16 protein-coding genes are annotated in these 16416 nt (G+C 72.9%); 7 read left to right on the forward strand and 9 right to left on the reverse strand.

The genetic code is table 11. The features are described 5' to 3' along the window. Positions 1-18 precede the first annotated feature (18 nt). On the forward strand, positions 19-891 hold the full coding sequence (locus tag ACN27D_RS25195; RefSeq protein ID WP_120570855.1) for a helix-turn-helix domain-containing protein: 873 nt from the start codon (positions 19-21) through the stop codon (positions 889-891). A gap of 40 nt (positions 892-931) precedes the next feature. On the opposite strand, the gene fmdA is transcribed toward ACN27D_RS25195, so the two are convergent. Next, a complete protein-coding gene (fmdA, locus tag ACN27D_RS25200; protein WP_121684223.1) occupies positions 932-2185 on the reverse strand; it encodes a formamidase in 1254 nt (417 codons plus the stop codon). A gap of 21 nt (positions 2186-2206) precedes the next feature. Continuing rightward, entirely contained in the window at positions 2207-2485 is a 279-nt protein-coding gene (locus ACN27D_RS25205) for an FmdB family zinc ribbon protein (RefSeq protein ID WP_421500150.1), read from the reverse strand. 213 nt (positions 2486-2698) lie between these two features. Here ACN27D_RS25205 and ACN27D_RS25210 point away from each other — a divergent pair, with 213 nt between their 5' ends. Together ACN27D_RS25210 and ACN27D_RS25215 are read left to right on the forward strand one after the other, a co-directional pair. Continuing rightward, complete coding sequence (locus tag ACN27D_RS25210) at positions 2699-3874, forward strand: cellulose binding domain-containing protein (RefSeq protein WP_421500151.1); 1176 nt, start codon at positions 2699-2701, stop codon at positions 3872-3874. Positions 3875-3885: 11 nt separating this feature from the next. Next, on the forward strand, positions 3886-5010 hold the full coding sequence (locus ACN27D_RS25215; RefSeq protein WP_421500152.1) for a glycoside hydrolase family 53 protein: 1125 nt from the start codon (positions 3886-3888) through the stop codon (positions 5008-5010). A gap of 25 nt (positions 5011-5035) precedes the next feature. On the opposite strand, the gene ACN27D_RS25220 is transcribed toward ACN27D_RS25215, so the two are convergent. Together ACN27D_RS25220 and ACN27D_RS25225 are read right to left on the reverse strand one after the other, a co-directional pair. Next, the gene (locus ACN27D_RS25220) at positions 5036-5440 is read right to left on the reverse strand and encodes a DoxX family protein (RefSeq protein ID WP_120570850.1); all 405 of its coding nucleotides are present in this window, start codon (positions 5438-5440) and stop codon (positions 5036-5038) included. Between the two features lie 113 nt (positions 5441-5553). Next, a complete protein-coding gene (locus ACN27D_RS25225) occupies positions 5554-7137 on the reverse strand; it encodes a nucleotidyl transferase AbiEii/AbiGii toxin family protein (protein WP_421500153.1) in 1584 nt (527 codons plus the stop codon). Between the two features lie 128 nt (positions 7138-7265). Here ACN27D_RS25225 and ACN27D_RS25230 point away from each other — a divergent pair, with 128 nt between their 5' ends. Continuing rightward, positions 7266-8447, forward strand: a complete 1182-nt coding sequence (locus ACN27D_RS25230) for a hypothetical protein (protein WP_421500154.1) — start codon at positions 7266-7268, stop codon at positions 8445-8447. A 26-nt stretch (positions 8448-8473) separates the two neighbouring features. On the opposite strand, the gene ACN27D_RS25235 is transcribed toward ACN27D_RS25230, so the two are convergent. Continuing rightward, complete coding sequence (locus ACN27D_RS25235) at positions 8474-8905, reverse strand: SRPBCC family protein (protein WP_175438913.1); 432 nt, start codon at positions 8903-8905, stop codon at positions 8474-8476. Positions 8906-9094: 189 nt separating this feature from the next. Between ACN27D_RS25235 and ACN27D_RS25240 the strand changes: the two genes are divergently transcribed. Both ACN27D_RS25240 and ACN27D_RS25245 read left to right on the forward strand, forming a co-directional pair. Then, positions 9095-9958, forward strand: coding sequence for a DUF6745 domain-containing protein (locus ACN27D_RS25240; RefSeq protein WP_421500155.1), 864 nt, complete (start codon positions 9095-9097; stop codon positions 9956-9958). Between the two features lie 227 nt (positions 9959-10185). Next, positions 10186-11466 (forward strand): cellulose-binding domain-containing protein, encoded by a 1281-nt coding sequence (locus tag ACN27D_RS25245; RefSeq protein ID WP_421500156.1) that lies wholly within the window; start codon positions 10186-10188, stop codon positions 11464-11466. 75 nt (positions 11467-11541) lie between these two features. Here the strand turns inward: ACN27D_RS25245 and ACN27D_RS25250 are convergent, their stop codons facing one another. Further along, positions 11542-12393 carry a helix-turn-helix transcriptional regulator gene (locus ACN27D_RS25250; RefSeq protein WP_421500157.1) on the reverse strand — a complete coding sequence of 284 codons (852 nt, stop codon included), beginning with the start codon at positions 12391-12393 and terminating at the stop codon, positions 11542-11544. 85 nt (positions 12394-12478) lie between these two features. Between ACN27D_RS25250 and ACN27D_RS25255 the strand changes: the two genes are divergently transcribed. Next, positions 12479-13258 carry an SDR family NAD(P)-dependent oxidoreductase gene (locus ACN27D_RS25255; RefSeq protein ID WP_121684213.1) on the forward strand — a complete coding sequence of 260 codons (780 nt, stop codon included), beginning with the start codon at positions 12479-12481 and terminating at the stop codon, positions 13256-13258. 6 nt (positions 13259-13264) lie between these two features. Here ACN27D_RS25255 and ACN27D_RS25260 read toward each other — a convergent pair whose 3' ends face one another. From ACN27D_RS25260 to ACN27D_RS25270, 3 genes are all read right to left on the reverse strand, one after another. Next, entirely contained in the window at positions 13265-13963 is a 699-nt protein-coding gene (locus ACN27D_RS25260) for a DUF4386 domain-containing protein (protein ID WP_421500158.1), read from the reverse strand. Between the two features lie 146 nt (positions 13964-14109). Then, a complete protein-coding gene (locus ACN27D_RS25265) occupies positions 14110-15141 on the reverse strand; it encodes a hypothetical protein (protein WP_421500159.1) in 1032 nt (343 codons plus the stop codon). A 53-nt stretch (positions 15142-15194) separates the two neighbouring features. Beyond that, complete coding sequence (locus ACN27D_RS25270; RefSeq protein ID WP_421500160.1) at positions 15195-16331, reverse strand: SPFH domain-containing protein; 1137 nt, start codon at positions 16329-16331, stop codon at positions 15195-15197. Between the last annotated feature and the right edge of the window lie 85 nt (positions 16332-16416).

Below are 16416 nucleotides of genomic sequence, written 5' to 3' on the forward strand. Positions count from 1 at the left end.
TCGCCGAGAGGTCAACCGATGTCGGGGAGAGGTCAGAGCGTGATGGTCACCGGCCCGTTCACGGCGGATCCGGTCAGCTGCGAGGAGTTCGGCTACGGCCTGGGCCGCCCCGACGGCATCCTCCTCCTGCGCTACCGGTCGGTGACCCGGCTGGCGTTCGCCGAGAACCGGGAGGACTTCCTGCACCAGTTCTACTGGTCACCCGACGGTCTGCTCTCCGCCCGCCACGGTCCGCACACGACCTTCCTCGGGCCGGACGAGGTCTTCTGGGTGCACCGGGCCGTCACCCACGAGGTGCACGCGGCGGACCGGCAGACGGTCTACCGGATCTGCCTGCGCGAGGTGCCCGACGCCCTCGACGGGCTGGGGGCCGGCGTCGCCACCATCGACGCCGAGGCCGTTCGGCTCGTGCTCACGCTCGCCACCGCCGGCTACGACGAACGCGACGCCCCCGCCGCCCGCAGCCGCGTCATGGCCGGGCTCGCCCCCCGGCCCGACCCCGACGACCGGCAGGCCGGCGGTACGGGCGTCGCGCTGGCGGTCGCCACGGCCCTGGCCCGCGACCCGGGTGACACGACGGGGCTCGCCGAGTGGGCGGACCGCCTGCACGTCAGCGTCAAGACGCTGCAACGCGACTTCGACCGCGAGTTCGGCATGTCGTACTCGCAGTGGCGCACGAAGCTGCGCCTGCGTGCGTCGCTGGCGCTGCTGGAGACCCGGCCGGTCGGCGAGGTGGCCCGCCGCATCGGGTACGCCAGCCCGTCCGCGTTCATCTCCGCCTTCGCCCGCGAGTACGGCTACACGCCGGGTCGCGCCGCCGCGATGCGGCGTACCGCTGACATCCCGGCGCCCCGCGCGGCGAGGAGTTTCCGGCGCCCGCCCGCCCCCTGACCGGCCCGGTCCTGCCGGAACGGGTGGCGCGGTCACCTGCTCAGCTCATCGTGGCCTTCGGGGCGCCCATGCCCGGGTCGATCCGGGCCGGACCGGCGGCCGAGGGGCGGATGTCGAAGTCGAAGATCTCGGTGGGCAGGTAGACGGTCGCGCAGGAGTTGGGGATGTCCACCACGCCGGACAGCCGGCCCTCGATGGGTGCGGCACCGAGCAGCAGGTACGCCTGTTCCGGCTGGTAGCCGAACCGGGTCAGGTAGTCGATGGCGTGCAGGCAGGCGCGCTGGTACGCGAGCTGCGAGTCGAGGTACCGCTGTTCGCCGTCGAGCGTGACGGACATGCCGGAGAAGGCCAGCCACCGGGAGAACTGCGGCGGGGTGTCGCCCGGGATGAAGATGGCGTTCTCGGCGACGCCGTACGTCTGCATGCCGTTCTTGATCAGGTCCACGTGCAGGTCGATGAACCCGCCCATCTCGATGGCGCCGCAGAAGGTGATCTCCCCGTCGCCCTGGGAGAAGTGCAGGTCGCCGACGGACAGGTTGGCTCCCGGCACGTACACCGGGTAGAAGACCCGGCTGCCGACTGTGAAGTTCTTGATGTCCTGGTTCCCGCCGTTCTCCCGGGGCGGAGCGGTGCGCGCCGCCTCCGCGGCCACCCGGTCGAAGTCGGCGCCGCTGAGGCCGCCGAGGATCGCGTCCTGCGGCTCGGGAGGCAGGGCCAGGGGCGGCACCCGGTCCGGCGCGGTGGCGATCAGCGCACCCTCCCGCCGGTTCCAGGTGGCCAGCAGCGACGCGGACGGGGCGGTGCCCATCAGCCCCGGGTGGGCGATCCCGGTGAACGAGACCCCGGGGATGTGCCGGGAGGTGGCCGTGCGGCCGGTGAAGTCCCAGACCGCCTTGTAGGCGTCGGGGAACTGCTCGGTGAGGAAGCCGCCGCCGTTGCCGGTGGGGAAGATGCCCGTGTAGCCCCAGCCCTGGCCGGCCAGCGGACCGGACTCCTGCGGGATCGGGCCCATGTCGAGGATGTCGACCATGAGCAGGTCGCCCGGCTCGGCGCCCTCGACGGCGAACGGGCCGCTGAGCGCGTGGACCCGGGTCAGTGGCGCGTCCCGGATGTCCTCGGCGGAGTCGTCGTTGTGGATCGCGCCGTCGAACCACTCACGGCAGTGGACGCGGAACGACTGTCCGGGCCGTACCGTCGCCACGGGCGGGATGTCGGGATGCCAGCGGTTGTGCCCGACCTTCTCCTGGTCGGTGAACCTCTTGGCGGAGTCGAGGGGGAACAGCAGTTCAGGCACGGCGTCGAGCCCTTCTCGTGGTCACCATCGCGGCAGGCGGGCGTGGGCCGGGTCGGTCGAGCGGCATGCCGGGCGACGACCGGGTACCCGCCCGACCACCTCCGGCTGTTCCGCGCTGCGCTCGGTCCGGTCCATGGCCTCGCGCAGCGCCGCCGGCATGCGGCCCAGCCGGGGCGCGGCGAACACCCGCGTCGCCGGGTTCCCGCACCGGGGACAGTCCGTCGACGGACCCGCGGCGCCGACCGGCAGCGTGACGTCGAAGCTGCCGTCTTGCCGGCAGCGGTACTCGAAGGTGGCCATCGCCGTTCCCGTCTGGGCCTCTCGTGCGTGCGGGTGGCCGTTCCGCGGCCACTCACCCCGTCTTCCCGATTGTGGGCGATCGGCGGCAGAAGCGGCGCAAAACGACGAATGAGACGGAACTTCCGCCGTCGCGACGGACCGGCTGGGCCGCCGCACCGACCGAGGCGTGAGATATGTTGGCGATCATCGATGGGTTGACCGCATCGTCGACGTATGGCAGCCGTCTGTTCGTCCTCGCTGTTCCGCCGCCTGCGGCCGGGTCTGCCGGCCGCCGCCGTGCTGGCCACGGCGGTGCTCGCAACCGCGCTGACCGCCGCGCCGTCGGCCGGCGCCGGCACCGCGTACCCCCAGGTCGCGCCGGCGCCCGGCGGCGCCGCGGCCTTCGCGGCGGAGCCGACCGGGACCGCGCCGCCGCCCACGTCGACGCCGAGCACGCCCAGCACCACGCCGTTCCCGCCGAGCGCGCCCACGAACCTGACCGCCACCCGGGTACGGAGCACGTCGGTCACCCTCACCTGGACGGCCGCCACGCGCGGCTGCTGCCCCGTCGTCGGGTACGACATCACGTACTACCAGGCGTTCGACGACGTGGTGTACGGCGTCAGCCTCGGCGACGTCACCACCGCCACGATCACCACCTACATCCAGCCCGGCCGGCAGTACTCGTTCCGGGTGTCGGCCCGCGACGGCGACGGCCGCCGTTCGCCCTCCACCGACGCGCTGACGGTGGTCACGCCCGTGACGGACACCGGCCCGGACACCACCCCGCCGAGCGCCCCGCAGAACCTCACGGTCGGCGACGTGACCGCCTCGACCGCCAAGCTGTCCTGGTCGCCGTCGACCGACGACGCCGGCGTGCTCGGGTACGACGTCTACCGGTTCGACGGCTGGTACACCTCGACGCGCGTGGCCACCGTGCCGGGCACCACGTACACGGCCGCGCTGCCCCCGGAGACGCCGCTGCGCACCCTGTACTACGTGCGGGCCCGGGACGCCGCCGGCAACGTGTCGATCGCGTCCAACACGGTCACCCTGCCCACGACGACCACGCCGCCGCCTCCGCCACCCTCGACCTGCCGGGTGACCTACCGGAACCAGTCCGAGTGGCCCGGCGGTTTCGTGGCGACCGTGACGGTCCAGAACACCGGGACGGCGCCGATCGACGGCTGGATCGTCACCTTCAGCTTCCCCGGGGACCAGCACGTCACCACCGCGTGGAACGCCACCGTCGGCCAGACCGGTGCCGCCGTGACCGCCCGCAACGCCGACTGGAACCGCGTCATCGCGCCGAACGGCGCCACGACCTTCGGCTTCCAGGGGCGCTGGAGCGCGAGCGACGCGCCGCCGACCGGCTTCTCGCTCAACGGCGCCCCCTGCACTGCCGGCTGAGAGGAAGTCTCGTGACCACACCCCACCGCCGTCGGACCCTGGCCGGGGCCGTCACGGCCGTCGTCCTCGCCGCCACCACCACATTCGGGGGTACGCCCGCGTCCGTCGCCGCCGCGAACATGCTCAGCATGCGGGGCGCCGACGTCTCGTCGTTGCAGCGCAGCCTGGACCTGGGCGCGAAGTACCACGACGCCAACGGGGTCGCCCGCGATCCGCTGGACATCCTCAAGTCCGTCGGCGTCAACTACGTCCGGCTGCGCGTCTGGAACAACCCGGCCAGCGGCTACAACAACAAGAGCAGGGTGCTGGCCCAGGCGCGCACGGCCAAGGCGAAGGGCCTCAAGGTACTGATCGACTTCCACTACTCCGACACCTGGGCCGACCCCGGCAAGCAGTACAAGCCGGCCGCCTGGTCCGGGCACAGCCTGAGCCAGCTGCGCAACGACGTGTACGCGTTCACGTACGACGTCTGCGCCGCCCTGCGGGGACAGGGCACCCTGCCCGACAGCGTGCAGATCGGCAACGAGATCAACGTCGGGATGCTGTGGAACGAGGGGAAGGTCGTCAACAACGACTTCGGCCCGCTGGCCGGCCTGCTGAAACAGGGCTACAACGCGGTGAAGGCCTGCGGCGGCGGCATCCCCGTGATGATCCATACCGCGAACGCCGACAGCAACGCCAACGCCCGGTGGTTCTACGACGGCATCCGCGCCCAGGGCGTGCAGTGGGACATGACGGCGCTGTCCTACTACTGCATGTGGCACGGCAGCCTGGCGAACCTCTACGACAACATCGTCGACCTGCGCGGCCGCTACGGGAAGCCGGTGGTGATCGTGGAGACCGCGTACCCCTTCACCCGGGACGACGCGGACGGCCAGCCGAACGTCATCGGTGACGCGACCTGCGACGGCATCAGCGCGACCTGGGCCGGGCAGGCCCAGGAGTTCGACTGGGTCCAGAACACCGCCCGCAACGCCGGCGCGATCGGGGTCTTCTACTGGGAACCCACCTGGTACGCCGTCCCCGGCAACGGCTGGGACCCGGCGGACATCAACGGCACCGGGAACGGGTGGGACAACATGGCCCTCTTCGACTGGTTCGGGCGGGTGAACCCGGGGGTGCGCTGGACGCCCTGACGGATCGGCCGGCGCACCCCCCAGCTCAGCGCTTGAGCAGCCGGCGTATCGAGTGGCGGCGGCCCCACGCGATGAACACGAACAACGCGAACAGCACCACGGGCGTGAGCACCAACGCGCCGCCGTCCAGGATGAACGCCTGGGTGATCGCGGCGCCGACCATGAGCAGCGCGAGCCCGACGGCGGCCAGCCCGGCGAGCCGCGGCACCAGCAGCCCGATGCCACCGGCCAGCTCCAGCAGGCCGACGAGATAACGGAACCAGGGCGCGGCGCCCATGTCCTCGAAGGTCTGGACCGCGTTGGCCTCGCCGAACAGCTTGGGACCGGCGGAGGCGACGATGAGGAAGACTCCGAGGACGCCCTGCAGCGCCCACAGCGTCCGGTGCAACCCGCGTGCGACGGGCGGGGGAGTGGTGTCGACGACGGTCATGGTTCTCGTCCCTCCTGGCGGTCGGGTGTTCCGCATCCGATCGGATGTACCAGCTCAGACCGGCGGAGGCAGCCGAACTCATCGCGGAGTCCGGCCGGCTCGGCTGACTCGGGCTATCCCCAGGCGCGTTCGAGGGCCAGAGCCAGCCGCCTCGTCCACTCCTCTCCGGTTCCCTCGATCCCCGGGTACTCGTCGACGAAGTTGTCCCAGTCGATGCTCCACGTCAGCACGTCCTCGGCGCTGAAGCCGTCCGCCTCGGCACCCAGCTCCGGCCGCATCAGACGGCGGACGAGGTCCCGGTCCACGCTCGTGGTCTCGGCCAGCAGGACCGCGTCGTACAGGTCCTTGCCCTGCGCGTACGCGTCGGTGGCCAGCCACAGCAGCTTCCAGGCGAGCGCCAGCGCGGCGGGCGCGGCGAGCACCGCGGCGGCGACACCGGGGAGCATCACCGTCTCCGGCGGGAGCGGCAGCTCCTCGCCGAAGACGACATCGATCTGTACGTGGCCGTCCGGCGCTCCGGCGATGCCGAACGGGACGACGAGGCGGCGGCCGTCGGCCCGCTCGTACGTCCAGATGGCCGCCTCGCTGATCCGGTCCGGGCGCAGGCCGGCGTCCGGCACGCTCCAGACGGCGGCCTTGACGGCGTCGAGCAGCGTACGGGCCTCGTCGCTGCCGCTGGTGACCGTGTGCGGGACGACGACGAAGTCCAGATCGCCGGGCTCACGTGCGGCGGCGCCGACCTGGACCGGCATCAGCGCACTGCCCCGCAGCACCAGGTGACGGCCCACGGGGGCCGCCGCGATCGCCGCCAGCACACCGATGAGCGCGGTACGCCGGGCGGCGCTCCACCGCCGGCCGGTCTCGGGCACCAGGAAGTCCGGCTCACCGGCACGGTACGCGTTCGGATAGTGCTTCAGAGCGGGATCGAACGCGGCGCTCTGGCGGACGGGAGCGTCGGCGGGCAGCGGCTGGTAGGTCGGCGGGAAACCCCGGGACCGTGCGGGCGCGGACCGCATGGCGTTCTCGCGCCTCGTCACCCAGTCGTTCGGCCGCGTCTCCTCCGGGCTTCCGGACGGGTCCAGCCAGCCGAGGTCGCGGACCGGTCCGCTGTCGAACACCACGTACTCCTGCTCCACCTCGGCGATCTCGAAGCCGGCGGCGGACACGGCCGCGACGAGGGCCTCCAGGCGCTGCCCGGCCGTGGCGAGCCCGACGCGGTAGCAGCGCTGGGTGACGAACCGCTCCTGCACACCGTCGGCGCGTACCCGGCGCGCGTTGCGGGACAGCCGTGCCCCGTGCGGCTCGACCAGGCCGGTGAGCGCCAGTGTCCGCGCGACCGTCGGTCCGGCCAGCAGCAGTTTGACGTGATGCTCGAAGTAGCGGGCGGCCGGCTCCGCCGCGGCCTCCTCGTCCGACTTCGGCACACCGGCAGCCCACGGCGCCACTTCGATCTTCGTGCGGCACACGTGGATCCCGGACGCCTCCACCTCGCCCTGCAGGCGCTCCGCCACGGCCTGCTGCTCGGCGTGCGTGCCCCGCCCGGTCAGCGTGACCATCGGCTGGGAGGCGTAGGCACCCCGGTCGAGGACGATGTGGACGAACTTCAGCCCGTGCCGCGCGGCGAGGGCGGACAGCCTCTCCGCGTCGTAGGGCTGGGCCGTCACATGGATTTCGAAGTCCCCCGACACCTCAAGCACCGGCGAAGCCTACGACACGTCGTCCAGCCCGGGCTGCGGCTTTTACGGCCGTACCGTCGGGCTGCGGTGATGCCGGGGCGAGGGCGCGTGTACCCCTGCGGCCGCCCGTCCGGCCGTACCATCTCCCGGTGAAGCTCCGCCGTCGGCTGGTCGCCGTGCCACTCCTCCTGGCGGTGGAGGCGACGGCGTTCGCGCTGCTCGTCACCGAGTCCGTGACGGGTGCGATCATCGCCGCCGGCCTGACCTGCCTGTCGTTGTGGCTGCACCTCGTCCTGCACGAGTGCGGGCACCTGGTCGTGGCGAAGCTGCTGGGTCTGCCGGTCGTCGCGGTCCGTATCGCGCCCTTCAACGGTTGGCGCAACGAGGTGTCGGTCCGGCCTTCGCCGTCGACGACGGCGTTACCGCTGCGGATGGTGCTGTTCTACCTCGGTGGCCCGCTGGCCAACCTGTGCGCCGCGACGGCACTCGTCGTCGCGTCCGGGTACACCGGTACGGCCTTGACGCGGTTGACGTTGTTCGGCGCCGCGTTCGTCGGGGCGCTGCTCGGCCTGACCAACCTCGTTCCGGGGCGTTCGACCCGCAGCGACGGCCACAACCTGCTCCGCTGGCTCCGGGCTCCGGCCGCCGCCCGTGATGCGCTGCGGGCGGGCTACTACCAGGAGGAGGTGGTCAGGGCACTGCGGGCGGTCGTCCGAGCGGGTGGTGTCGTCCACCGGGCCGGGATTCAGGCCCGCGCCGGCAGCGATCCGCTCCTGGCCCTCGCTGCCTACCAGCGGAGACTGAGCACGGCACACACGCAGTCGGCGGAACTGGTCGAGGAGGCCGAGCGGCTCGCGGCGCTGGCTCGCGCGGGCAGCACCGATCCCGCGGCTGCCGCGGCCATCGGTCAGACGCTGAGCGTCCAGTTCGGGTTGTGGTACCTGTACGCCGCGGTGGTGACCGGTTCGCCGGTGGCACGCCGGGAGGTGCGGGAGATCTCGGAACTGGCCGGGATCGCCGCCCGGACACAGCCGCACGCGTTCTCCGCCCGGATCGCGATGAGTCTGGCTCATCTGCTCAACCAGCGGCCCGAGGATGCGCGATCGCTGCTTCTCGACGTCCGCCCCGGTAGCGAACCGGCCGACCTCTGTGCCGTCGCGCTCCTTCTGCGGGCGGCCGCCGAGTCGTACCTCGGCAACCACGCCGACGCGGACCACCTCCTCCGCGCGGCCCGCGGCGACTATCCGCAGCTGGCGCAGCTCGTGGGCGCGATCCGGGCCGCCGACCCGGCACCACCCCTGTTCGCGCCGGTGCCGGTCGCCGGCGCCTGACCGGACTGCCGGGCCGGCGGCTGCGGTCAGTCCTCGAAGCCCGCCGGGTGGGCGTCTCCGACGGCGTTCAGCAGCACACCCTGCTCCAGCAGCGCCTTGCAGGCGCAGAGGACCATGGTGAACCCGCCCATCGAGTCGATCGCCTTGCTGACGGCCTGGTCGGCGGTCCCGGCGAAGCCGGTCTCGGTGACCCGGACCAGCGTGGTGTCGCCCTCGCCCGGCAGGAACCGCCACTCGACCTGGGTGGGGGACTCCGGATCCCACTCGGCCAGGATTCGGCGGTTCTCCTCCACGTCCTTGACGGTCACGACGGTGGAGACGCCGTACATCTCCCAGTCCCAGGTCACGACGGCGCCGGGTTCCAGCCGGCCACTGCTCCTGGTGAACCAGAACTTCGTGGTCACGGCCGGGTCGGCGAACGCCTGGAAGACCTCGGCGGCGGGCCGGCGGATGAGCATCTGCGCGGTGATGACAGGGGGGCGGGTCAGACGGTCACTGTCCACGAGGGTCACTATATGGCCGGGAAGCACCGTGCCGGGCCACGTGCGGATGACCGGAGAGGACCGGAATTCGCTTGAGCGGTGCCGCGACATGGGTCAGAGTCGTTCCATGATCTCCAACCGGAAGGGCGGCGACGCCCCGGCGCGATGAGCGCCCCCACGCGGCGCGACGGCGCCGCGAAGACCCCGCACGACCTGTGGCAGCAGGCCGTCCGGATCCGCCAGGAATGGCTCGACCACGCCCTGTCCACGCAACCGGCCGACCGACCGGCTGCCGAGCGCTGCCTGACCGCCCTCTACGCGAGGGCGTCGCGGCCGCGGCCCCGGTTCGAGTGGGTCGACTCGCCGGACGAGGCGATGCCGCTGGTCGGCGGCTGGCCCACACTCGACCACCTCCACGAACGCATCCGGGCGGCACGGCCGGCCCGGACACCCCTGCTGGCGAGCGACATCGCCATGATCGTCTCCCAGCTCCGGGGCGCGCTGAGCGCGGGCGTCGTGCACACCGATCCCGAGCTGTCACCCGCGCGTACGGGCAAGGCCAAGGAGCCGTGGCCCGAGCTGGCGCCGCTGCGGGCGCTGGACAGCGGCGTACCGCTCGCGGTCGTGCTGCACCAGGGGGTACGGGCGGCGCTGCACCGGAGCCTCGCGCACGGGTTCTACCTGCCGGTGCGTGGGGCGCTCGCGAACGACGGCCCGGTGCCCGTGTGCTGGTACGGGCAGCAGGACGCGTCCTGGATCGCCTACTACGACGTGCTGCGCCGGCTCGGCCTCGCCCGGTACGGGCCGGAGGAGGCCGGGCACCTCGACACCTGGGCCGACCTGGCCCGCTCCTGCGGCTGGTGGTGGCCGGGGGAGGAGGTCTGCGTCGTCGTGGACCGGCCGCAGACGATCCGGACCGAGCCGGTCCCCGGTACGCCGCACGACCGGATCCGGCTGCGACCCGGCGGTGTCCGCTATCGCGACGGCTGGCAACCACTGCGCGGCGGCGCGGGCGCCGATCCGGGATGACGGGCGGGCGCAGACCTTGATTGGATAGGCGACGGTAAATAGATTGGGCTCGGGCGCCGCCGAGGTCCGCACACCGGACCCCGGCGGCTGACCGGGCCGCCTTCGAGCCGGGCACATCGGTCGTACGCATCGACCACGTGGCGCATCGCCGCGCCGCACCCTCCCGCGCTGCGGCGTCCGTCCCGGACGCGCGTCGCTGCGCCCTGTCCCACGCCGAAGGACTTCCCATGACGATTCTCCGTGCCCGCCCCGCCCCGCTCGTGGCGGCCGTCGCCGCGCTGGCCGCCGTCAGCGCGGCCGGTACGGCGCTGCTCACCGGCCCGGCCGCAGCCGCACAGGGCTGCCGGGTCGACTACACACCCAACCAGTGGCCCGGTGGGTTCACCGCGAACATCAAGGTGTCACCGGGTGACACAGCCGTCTCCGGCTGGACCGTCACCTGGACGTACGCCGGGGACGAGCGCGTCACGAACGGCTGGAACGCCACGGTGAGCCAGTCCGGGTCGACGGTGACCGCCCGCAACATGTCGTACAACGGCAGCATCCCGGCCGGCGGCTCGACCGAGTTCGGCGTGCAGGGCACGTTCGGCACCGCCGGCGGCACGCCGACCGGGTTCAGCCTGAACGGCGTACCGTGCAACGGCGCCGGCCCGACCACGCCGCCGCCCACCACGACGGTGCCGACGACCGCCCCACCGACCACCGCCCCACCGACCACGGCGCCGCCCACGACCGCACCGCCCACGACGGCCCCGCCGACCACGCCTCCGCCCACGACGCCACCTCCCACGACGCCTCCGCCGACCACCCCGCCGCCGAGCGGGTGCGCGGGCGCGGTGCTCTGTGACGGCTTCGAGAACCAGACCGGTTCGACGCCCTCGGGTGACTGGAGCGTGGTGAGCCCTGACTGTTCCGGCGCCGGCACGGCCACCATCGACACGGCCACCACGCACAGCGGCAGCCGCGCGGTCCGGATCAACGGCGCCGCAGGCTACTGCAACCACGTGTTCGTCCGGACCACGAAGAACCTCAGCAACCTGGGCAGCGTCCGGTACGCGCGGATCTGGGTCCGGCACACCACCGCCCAGCCCACCGACCACACCACGATGATCACCATGTCCGACGCCGCCGACGGCAACCGGGACCTGCGCCTGGGCGGCCAGAACGGCGCGCTCCAGTGGAACCGCGCCTCCGACGACGCCACGCTGCCCGAGCAGAGCCCGGCCGGTGTGGCGCAGAGCGCGCCGCTGCCCACCAACCGCTGGGCCTGCCTGGAGTTCATGGTGGACGGCTCGGCCGGCCAGTTGCGTACCTGGCTGGACGGCGTCGCCGTAACCGGGCTGACCGCCGACGGCGTACCGACGCACGACATCGACGGCCAGTGGTACAACCGCACCTGGCGACCGCAGCTCACCGACCTGAAGCTGGGCTGGGAGAGCTACGGCGGCGGCGCCGACACCCTCTGGTACGACGACGTGGCGATGGGCTCCACCCGGATCGGCTGCTGACCCATTGCGAGTGGAACGTCACGGGTGCCGGACGGCAGCCCGGACACCCGTGGCGTTCCACCGAGAGCCAGCGGCTCAGTGCTCGACGGTCATCCGCTGGGTGCCGATCACGGAGAGCAGCCGCAGCGCCTCCTCCGAGGGTGAGCCGGGCGTGGCGGTGTAGATGACCACCTGCTGGTCGCGGTCGGTGATGTCGAGGACGTCGCAGTTGACGATCACCGGGCCGACCAGCGGGTGCCGGAACGTCTTGCACAGCGTCCGCGCGCCGCCCACCTCGTGGGAGGCCCACAACCGGGCGAACTCCTCGCTCCCGGCGAGCAGCTCCGCGATCAGCGCGGCCATCTCCGGGTCGTCCGGGTAGCGGGCCGCCGCGGCGCGCAGCCGCCCGACCGAGTGGCGGGCGAACTCGCCCACGTCCGACACGTCGTACAGCCCCGCGCCGTGCAGGTGCGGGCCGAGGAACGCCCGCCGGACCAGGTTCCGGTCCCGCCGGGGCACTGCGGAGAAGTCCTCCATGAGCGCCGCCGCGAGGTCGTTCCAGGCGATCACCTCGAACGCCGCCGAGGTCACGAACGCCGCCGCCTGCGGCAGCCGGTGCAGCAGGTCCAGCACGCTCTGCCGTACCTCCCGGGGTGGCCCGGGCGGCGGTCCCGGCGGCTCCCCGGCCAGGTGGTGGAGGTGGTCGCGTTCGGCGTCGGAGAGCCGCAACGCGCGGGCCAGCCCGGCCAGCACCTCCCGCGACGGACGCGGACCCCGGCCCTGCTCCAGCCGGGTGTAGTACTCGGTCGAGATGAACGCCAGCCGCGCCGCCTCCTCGCGGCGCAGCCCCGGCGTGCGGCGGCGCTGCCCGGCGGGCAGGCCCACGTCGGCCGGGGCGATCCGCTCCCGCCTGCTGCGCAGGAACACTGCCAGCTCACGTCGGTCCACGACCCCAGTGTGCCCGCGTGCGGCGGGCGTAACCAGGTACCGCCGGTGCCTGGATGGGCTCCGCGACCGGACGCAGGCTTGCCGCATGGACACCACACGCAACACTCAGGGCCTGCTCGCCGGCAAGGTCGCCTTCGTCACCGGCGCCGGACGCGGCATCGGCGCCGCGGCGGCCCGGCTGTTCGCCGCCGAGGGCGCCCGGGTGCTGCTCGCCGCACGCACCGAGGACCAGCTGAAGGCGGTCACCGAGCAGGTCCGGGCCGCGGGCGGCACCGCCGAGTACGTCGTCTGCGACCTGGCCGACGCGGCAAGCGTGCGCGCCGCCGTCGACCGCACGGTCGAGGTGTACGGGCGCCTCGACGTCGCCTTCAACAACGGCGCGACGATCGTGCCGCCCGGACCGATGGACCGGGTGCGCGAAGAAGACTTCGACCACGTCTACACCGTCAACCTGAAGGGGCCGTGGCTCGCCATGGTCGCCGAGGTCGCGGCGATCCGGGCCACCGCCGGCACCGGCGCGATCGTCAACAACTCCAGCGTCGGCAGCCTGATGGGCAACCCCGCGCTGCCCGCGTACGGGGCGATGAAGCGCGCGGTCAACAGCCTCACCGAGTCCGCGGCGGTCACCTACGGGCCCGAGGGCATCCGCGTCAACGCGATCGCCCCGGGCAGCACGCTCACCGAGATGATGCGGTCCTGGGACGCCGAGTCGCCCGGGATCATCGACCGTCTCGCGGCGGCCACGCCGCTGCGCCGGGCCGCCGAGCCCGACGAGATCGCCCAGGCCGCCGCCTGGCTGCTCAGCGACCGCGCCTCCTTCGTGACCGGTACGGTGCTGCGGGTCGACGGCGGCGCGCGGGCCTGACCCGGCTCAGACGGTGGCGTCCTGGACCGGCCGGGGCTCGGCCGTGCCGGCCGTCACGGGGGAGGGCCGGAAGCCCTTGACGACCAGGTAGACGCCGATCGAGAACTCCCACACCGCGATGGGGAGCGCGGCGACCGCCGCCACCGCTGACAGCCGGTCCCAGGCGCCGAACAGGGTGCCCAGGTCGGAGGCGACGAGCAGCGGCGCGCCCACCAGGCCGAGCACCGGCAGCACGCGCGGCACGAGGCGCGACTGGTACAGCAGGGTGCCCAGCAGCAGCGCGTTCACGGCCGGCAGGAACCCCTGGCTGAGCAGGAAGACGGAGTCGTAGAACGCGACGAGCATCCGGCCGGTGAGGAGCGCGTCCGGCCCGGCGTCGGACTCCCGCAGCGCGACGAGCGTCAGGATGCTCGCCACACCGACGAGGATGCCGGCGGCTTCGAGCACCCGGGCGCCGACGAGACCCAGCGCCCGGGCCTGCCCCTGGTGCTTGAGCACCGGGTACAGCGCGACGGCGGTGCCGATGCAGGCGAGCGCGACGACCACCTCCAGGACGCCGCCGAGGACGACCGGAGCCGGCGACGTGGTGCCGAGGACGTAGTCCGACTCGCGGACCGGGGCGTACAGGCCGACGGTGGGGATCGAGACGAAGGTGAGCAGGTACGCGCCGCCGGCGACCAGCGAGATCTTCCGCAGTGGGTCCATCGGGGCCTCCTCCGTCACCGCCCGGCCGATGGTGGTCGTGCCCTCACTCTCCTGTGGACCGGCGCGGTGGCGCATCGGCCGCTCGGACAGTCACCTCGCGCGACGCGCGTGGGCCACCGGCACGGCATGCCGGTGGCCCACGCGCGTCAACGGCTCATCGCGTACGCCACCACGAGCGCGACGAGCGCCAGCGCGGCCAGCACCGCCGCCACGATCTTCGCCGTGCTGTAGGGGCGCTCGCCGATGACCTCACCGGTCCGCGCGTTCACCAGGACCTGGTACGACCGGCCCGCGTGCAGGTACGCGGCGATCCACACCGGCAGCAGGACCAGCTTGTACGACACGTCGGAGTACGCGGTGTCCACGGCGGACACCCGTTGCTCGTCGCCGCCGATGTCCGACCGGCAGTCCCGCTCGATGACCGGCGCCATCCGCGCCTTCGCCTCGGTCAGCCCCGCCTCGGGCTCGGTGTCGTACCGCAGGGCCTGGTATCCGGCCAGGTAGTCGCCGTGGAACGCGGTCACCTCGGCCAGCGGCCACGGCGCCAGCTTGTCCAGCTGCTCGGTGGGCAGGTGGGTGGTGGCCGGCACCAGCACGTCGTCGAAGTCCCGGCGGACGGTGCCGGCGGCCGGGTGCCACCGCGTGTGCCGCACCTGCCGGGTCCGCGTCTCCTGCCTGCCGTCGACTGTCACCGTGTACGTCTCGGTGACGTAGTAGTGCTCGCCCCGCTGACCCTGATAGTCCGACACGGTCCGCGCGTCGAACGTCCAGTGCGGCAGGTACGTGCCCTTGAGCGTCTCCGCCTCGCTGATCTTCTTCAGGCTCCCGGGCGCGAACCAGCGGCTGCGGCACCACTGGCCCAGGGCCGTCCGCACGCCGTTGCGGTCGACGGCGAACGGCAGCACCGCCTCGGGCGCGATCAGCTCACCCGCCCCGGCGTCGGCCACCAGCGGGGTGGCGCAGAACTGGCAGCGCTGCGCCAGCGCGTCGCTCTCCGTCCGGGCGCCGCAGCCCGGGCAGACGAACGTGTGCGCACCGACGCTCGCCACCGGCTTGCGGGGCAGCGACGCCAGATCCGCGTACGCGTGCTCGCGCACCTCCCGGCCCGCGCCGGCGATCTCCTGCCGGTGCCCGCAGTACGGGCAGCTCAACGCGGTCGTGCCCGGCGCGAACTCCACCCGGGCACCGCAACCCCCGCACTGGTACGAGGGCGGGGAGACTGCCGTGTCGCTCATTGCGGCGGCAGCGGCGGCGGGACGCTGGCGAGCACCGGCGCCAGTTCGGGCACCTGCCCGGCCGGCTGCCACTGCGCCATGCCGGCACGCCAGACGAGCGTGTCCGCGGCGAGCGCGCCCGCACTCGCCTGCTCGGCCAGCCCGCCGAGGTCGTACGGGCCCTGGCGCTGGCCGCCGACGCCCACGTACCACTGGGCCTGGCCCGGCAGCGGCGGCGGCTCGGCGGCGGCCGGCTGCGCGGGGGCGGGCTGGACCGGTGCCGGCTGCGTGGCCGCGCCACCGCCCATCGAGCGGGCCATCTGCTGGCCCATCGCCATGCCCAGGCCCAGGCCGATGCCCGCGCCCGCCTCGCCACCCGGGTTGTTCGCCGCGGCCTCCATCGCGTTCGCGGCCTGGAAGCGGGTGTACCGGTCCAGGTCGCCGAGCGCGCCCATGCTGGTCCGCTTGTCCAGCGCCTGCTCGACCTCGGGCGGCACCGACACGTTCTCGATGACGAACTTGGGGATCGCGATGCCGACCTCGGCCAGTTCCTCGGTCAGCACGGCGGCCAACCGCCGGCCGATCGCGTCCTGGTGCGCGGCGAGGTCCAGCAGCGGCACGCCGGCCGTGGCGAGCGCGCCGCCGAGGCGCCCCACCATGAGCTGCCGCAGGTACTCCTGCACCTCCTCGGTGCGGAACTGCGGGTCGGTGCCGACCAGCTCCCGCAGCAGCCGCGACGCGTCCACCACGCGCGCCGCGAAGGCGCCGAACGCCCGCACCCGGACCACGCCGAACTCGGCGTCGCGCAGGATGACCGGGTTCTGGGTGCCCCACTTCATGTCGGTGAACTGCCGGGTGTTGACGAAGTACACCTCGGCCTTGAACGGCGAGTTGAAGCCGTACTTCCAGCCCTTCAGGGTGGACAGGATCGGCAGGTTGCGGGTCTCCAGCGTGTACGTCCCGGGCGGGAAGACGTCGGCGATCTTCCCCTCGTTGACGAACACCGCCGTCTGGGACTCCCGGACGACCAGTTTGGCGCCCATCTTGATCTCGTTCTGATACCGGGGGAACCGCCAGACCATCGTGTCGCGGCTGTCGTCCAGCCACTCGATGATGTCGATGAGTTCGCCCCGGAGCTTGTCCATCAGCCCCATCGCAACCCTTTCCTCGGCGCCGGTCTCCGGCGTCGCGGGCGACCATAGCAACCGCCCGCCACCTGCGAAAAGAGAACGATTCTGC

Source organism: Micromonospora sp. WMMD1274, from assembly GCF_049179035.1.
GTDB classification, from domain to species: domain Bacteria; phylum Actinomycetota; class Actinomycetes; order Mycobacteriales; family Micromonosporaceae; genus Micromonospora; species Micromonospora tulbaghiae.

Excerpts from the sequence above, each read along its gene's own strand:
- ACN27D_RS25195 (WP_120570855.1), top strand. The coding sequence starts at position 19 with ATGTCGGGGAGAGGTCAGAGCGTGATGGTCACCGGCCCGTTCACGGCG.
- ACN27D_RS25205 (WP_421500150.1), bottom strand. The coding sequence starts at position 2,485 with ATGGCCACCTTCGAGTACCGCTGCCGGCAAGACGGCAGCTTCGACGTC.
- ACN27D_RS25210 (WP_421500151.1), top strand. The coding sequence starts at position 2,699 with ATGGCAGCCGTCTGTTCGTCCTCGCTGTTCCGCCGCCTGCGGCCGGGT.
- ACN27D_RS25220 (WP_120570850.1), bottom strand. The coding sequence starts at position 5,440 with ATGACCGTCGTCGACACCACTCCCCCGCCCGTCGCACGCGGGTTGCAC.
- ACN27D_RS25235 (WP_175438913.1), bottom strand. The coding sequence starts at position 8,905 with ATGCTCATCCGCCGGCCCGCCGCCGAGGTCTTCCAGGCGTTCGCCGAC.
- ACN27D_RS25240 (WP_421500155.1), top strand. The coding sequence starts at position 9,095 with ATGAGCGCCCCCACGCGGCGCGACGGCGCCGCGAAGACCCCGCACGAC.
- ACN27D_RS25245 (WP_421500156.1), top strand. The coding sequence starts at position 10,186 with ATGACGATTCTCCGTGCCCGCCCCGCCCCGCTCGTGGCGGCCGTCGCC.
- ACN27D_RS25255 (WP_121684213.1), top strand. The coding sequence starts at position 12,479 with ATGGACACCACACGCAACACTCAGGGCCTGCTCGCCGGCAAGGTCGCC.
- ACN27D_RS25260 (WP_421500158.1), bottom strand. The coding sequence starts at position 13,963 with ATGGACCCACTGCGGAAGATCTCGCTGGTCGCCGGCGGCGCGTACCTG.
- ACN27D_RS25270 (WP_421500160.1), bottom strand. The coding sequence starts at position 16,331 with ATGGGGCTGATGGACAAGCTCCGGGGCGAACTCATCGACATCATCGAG.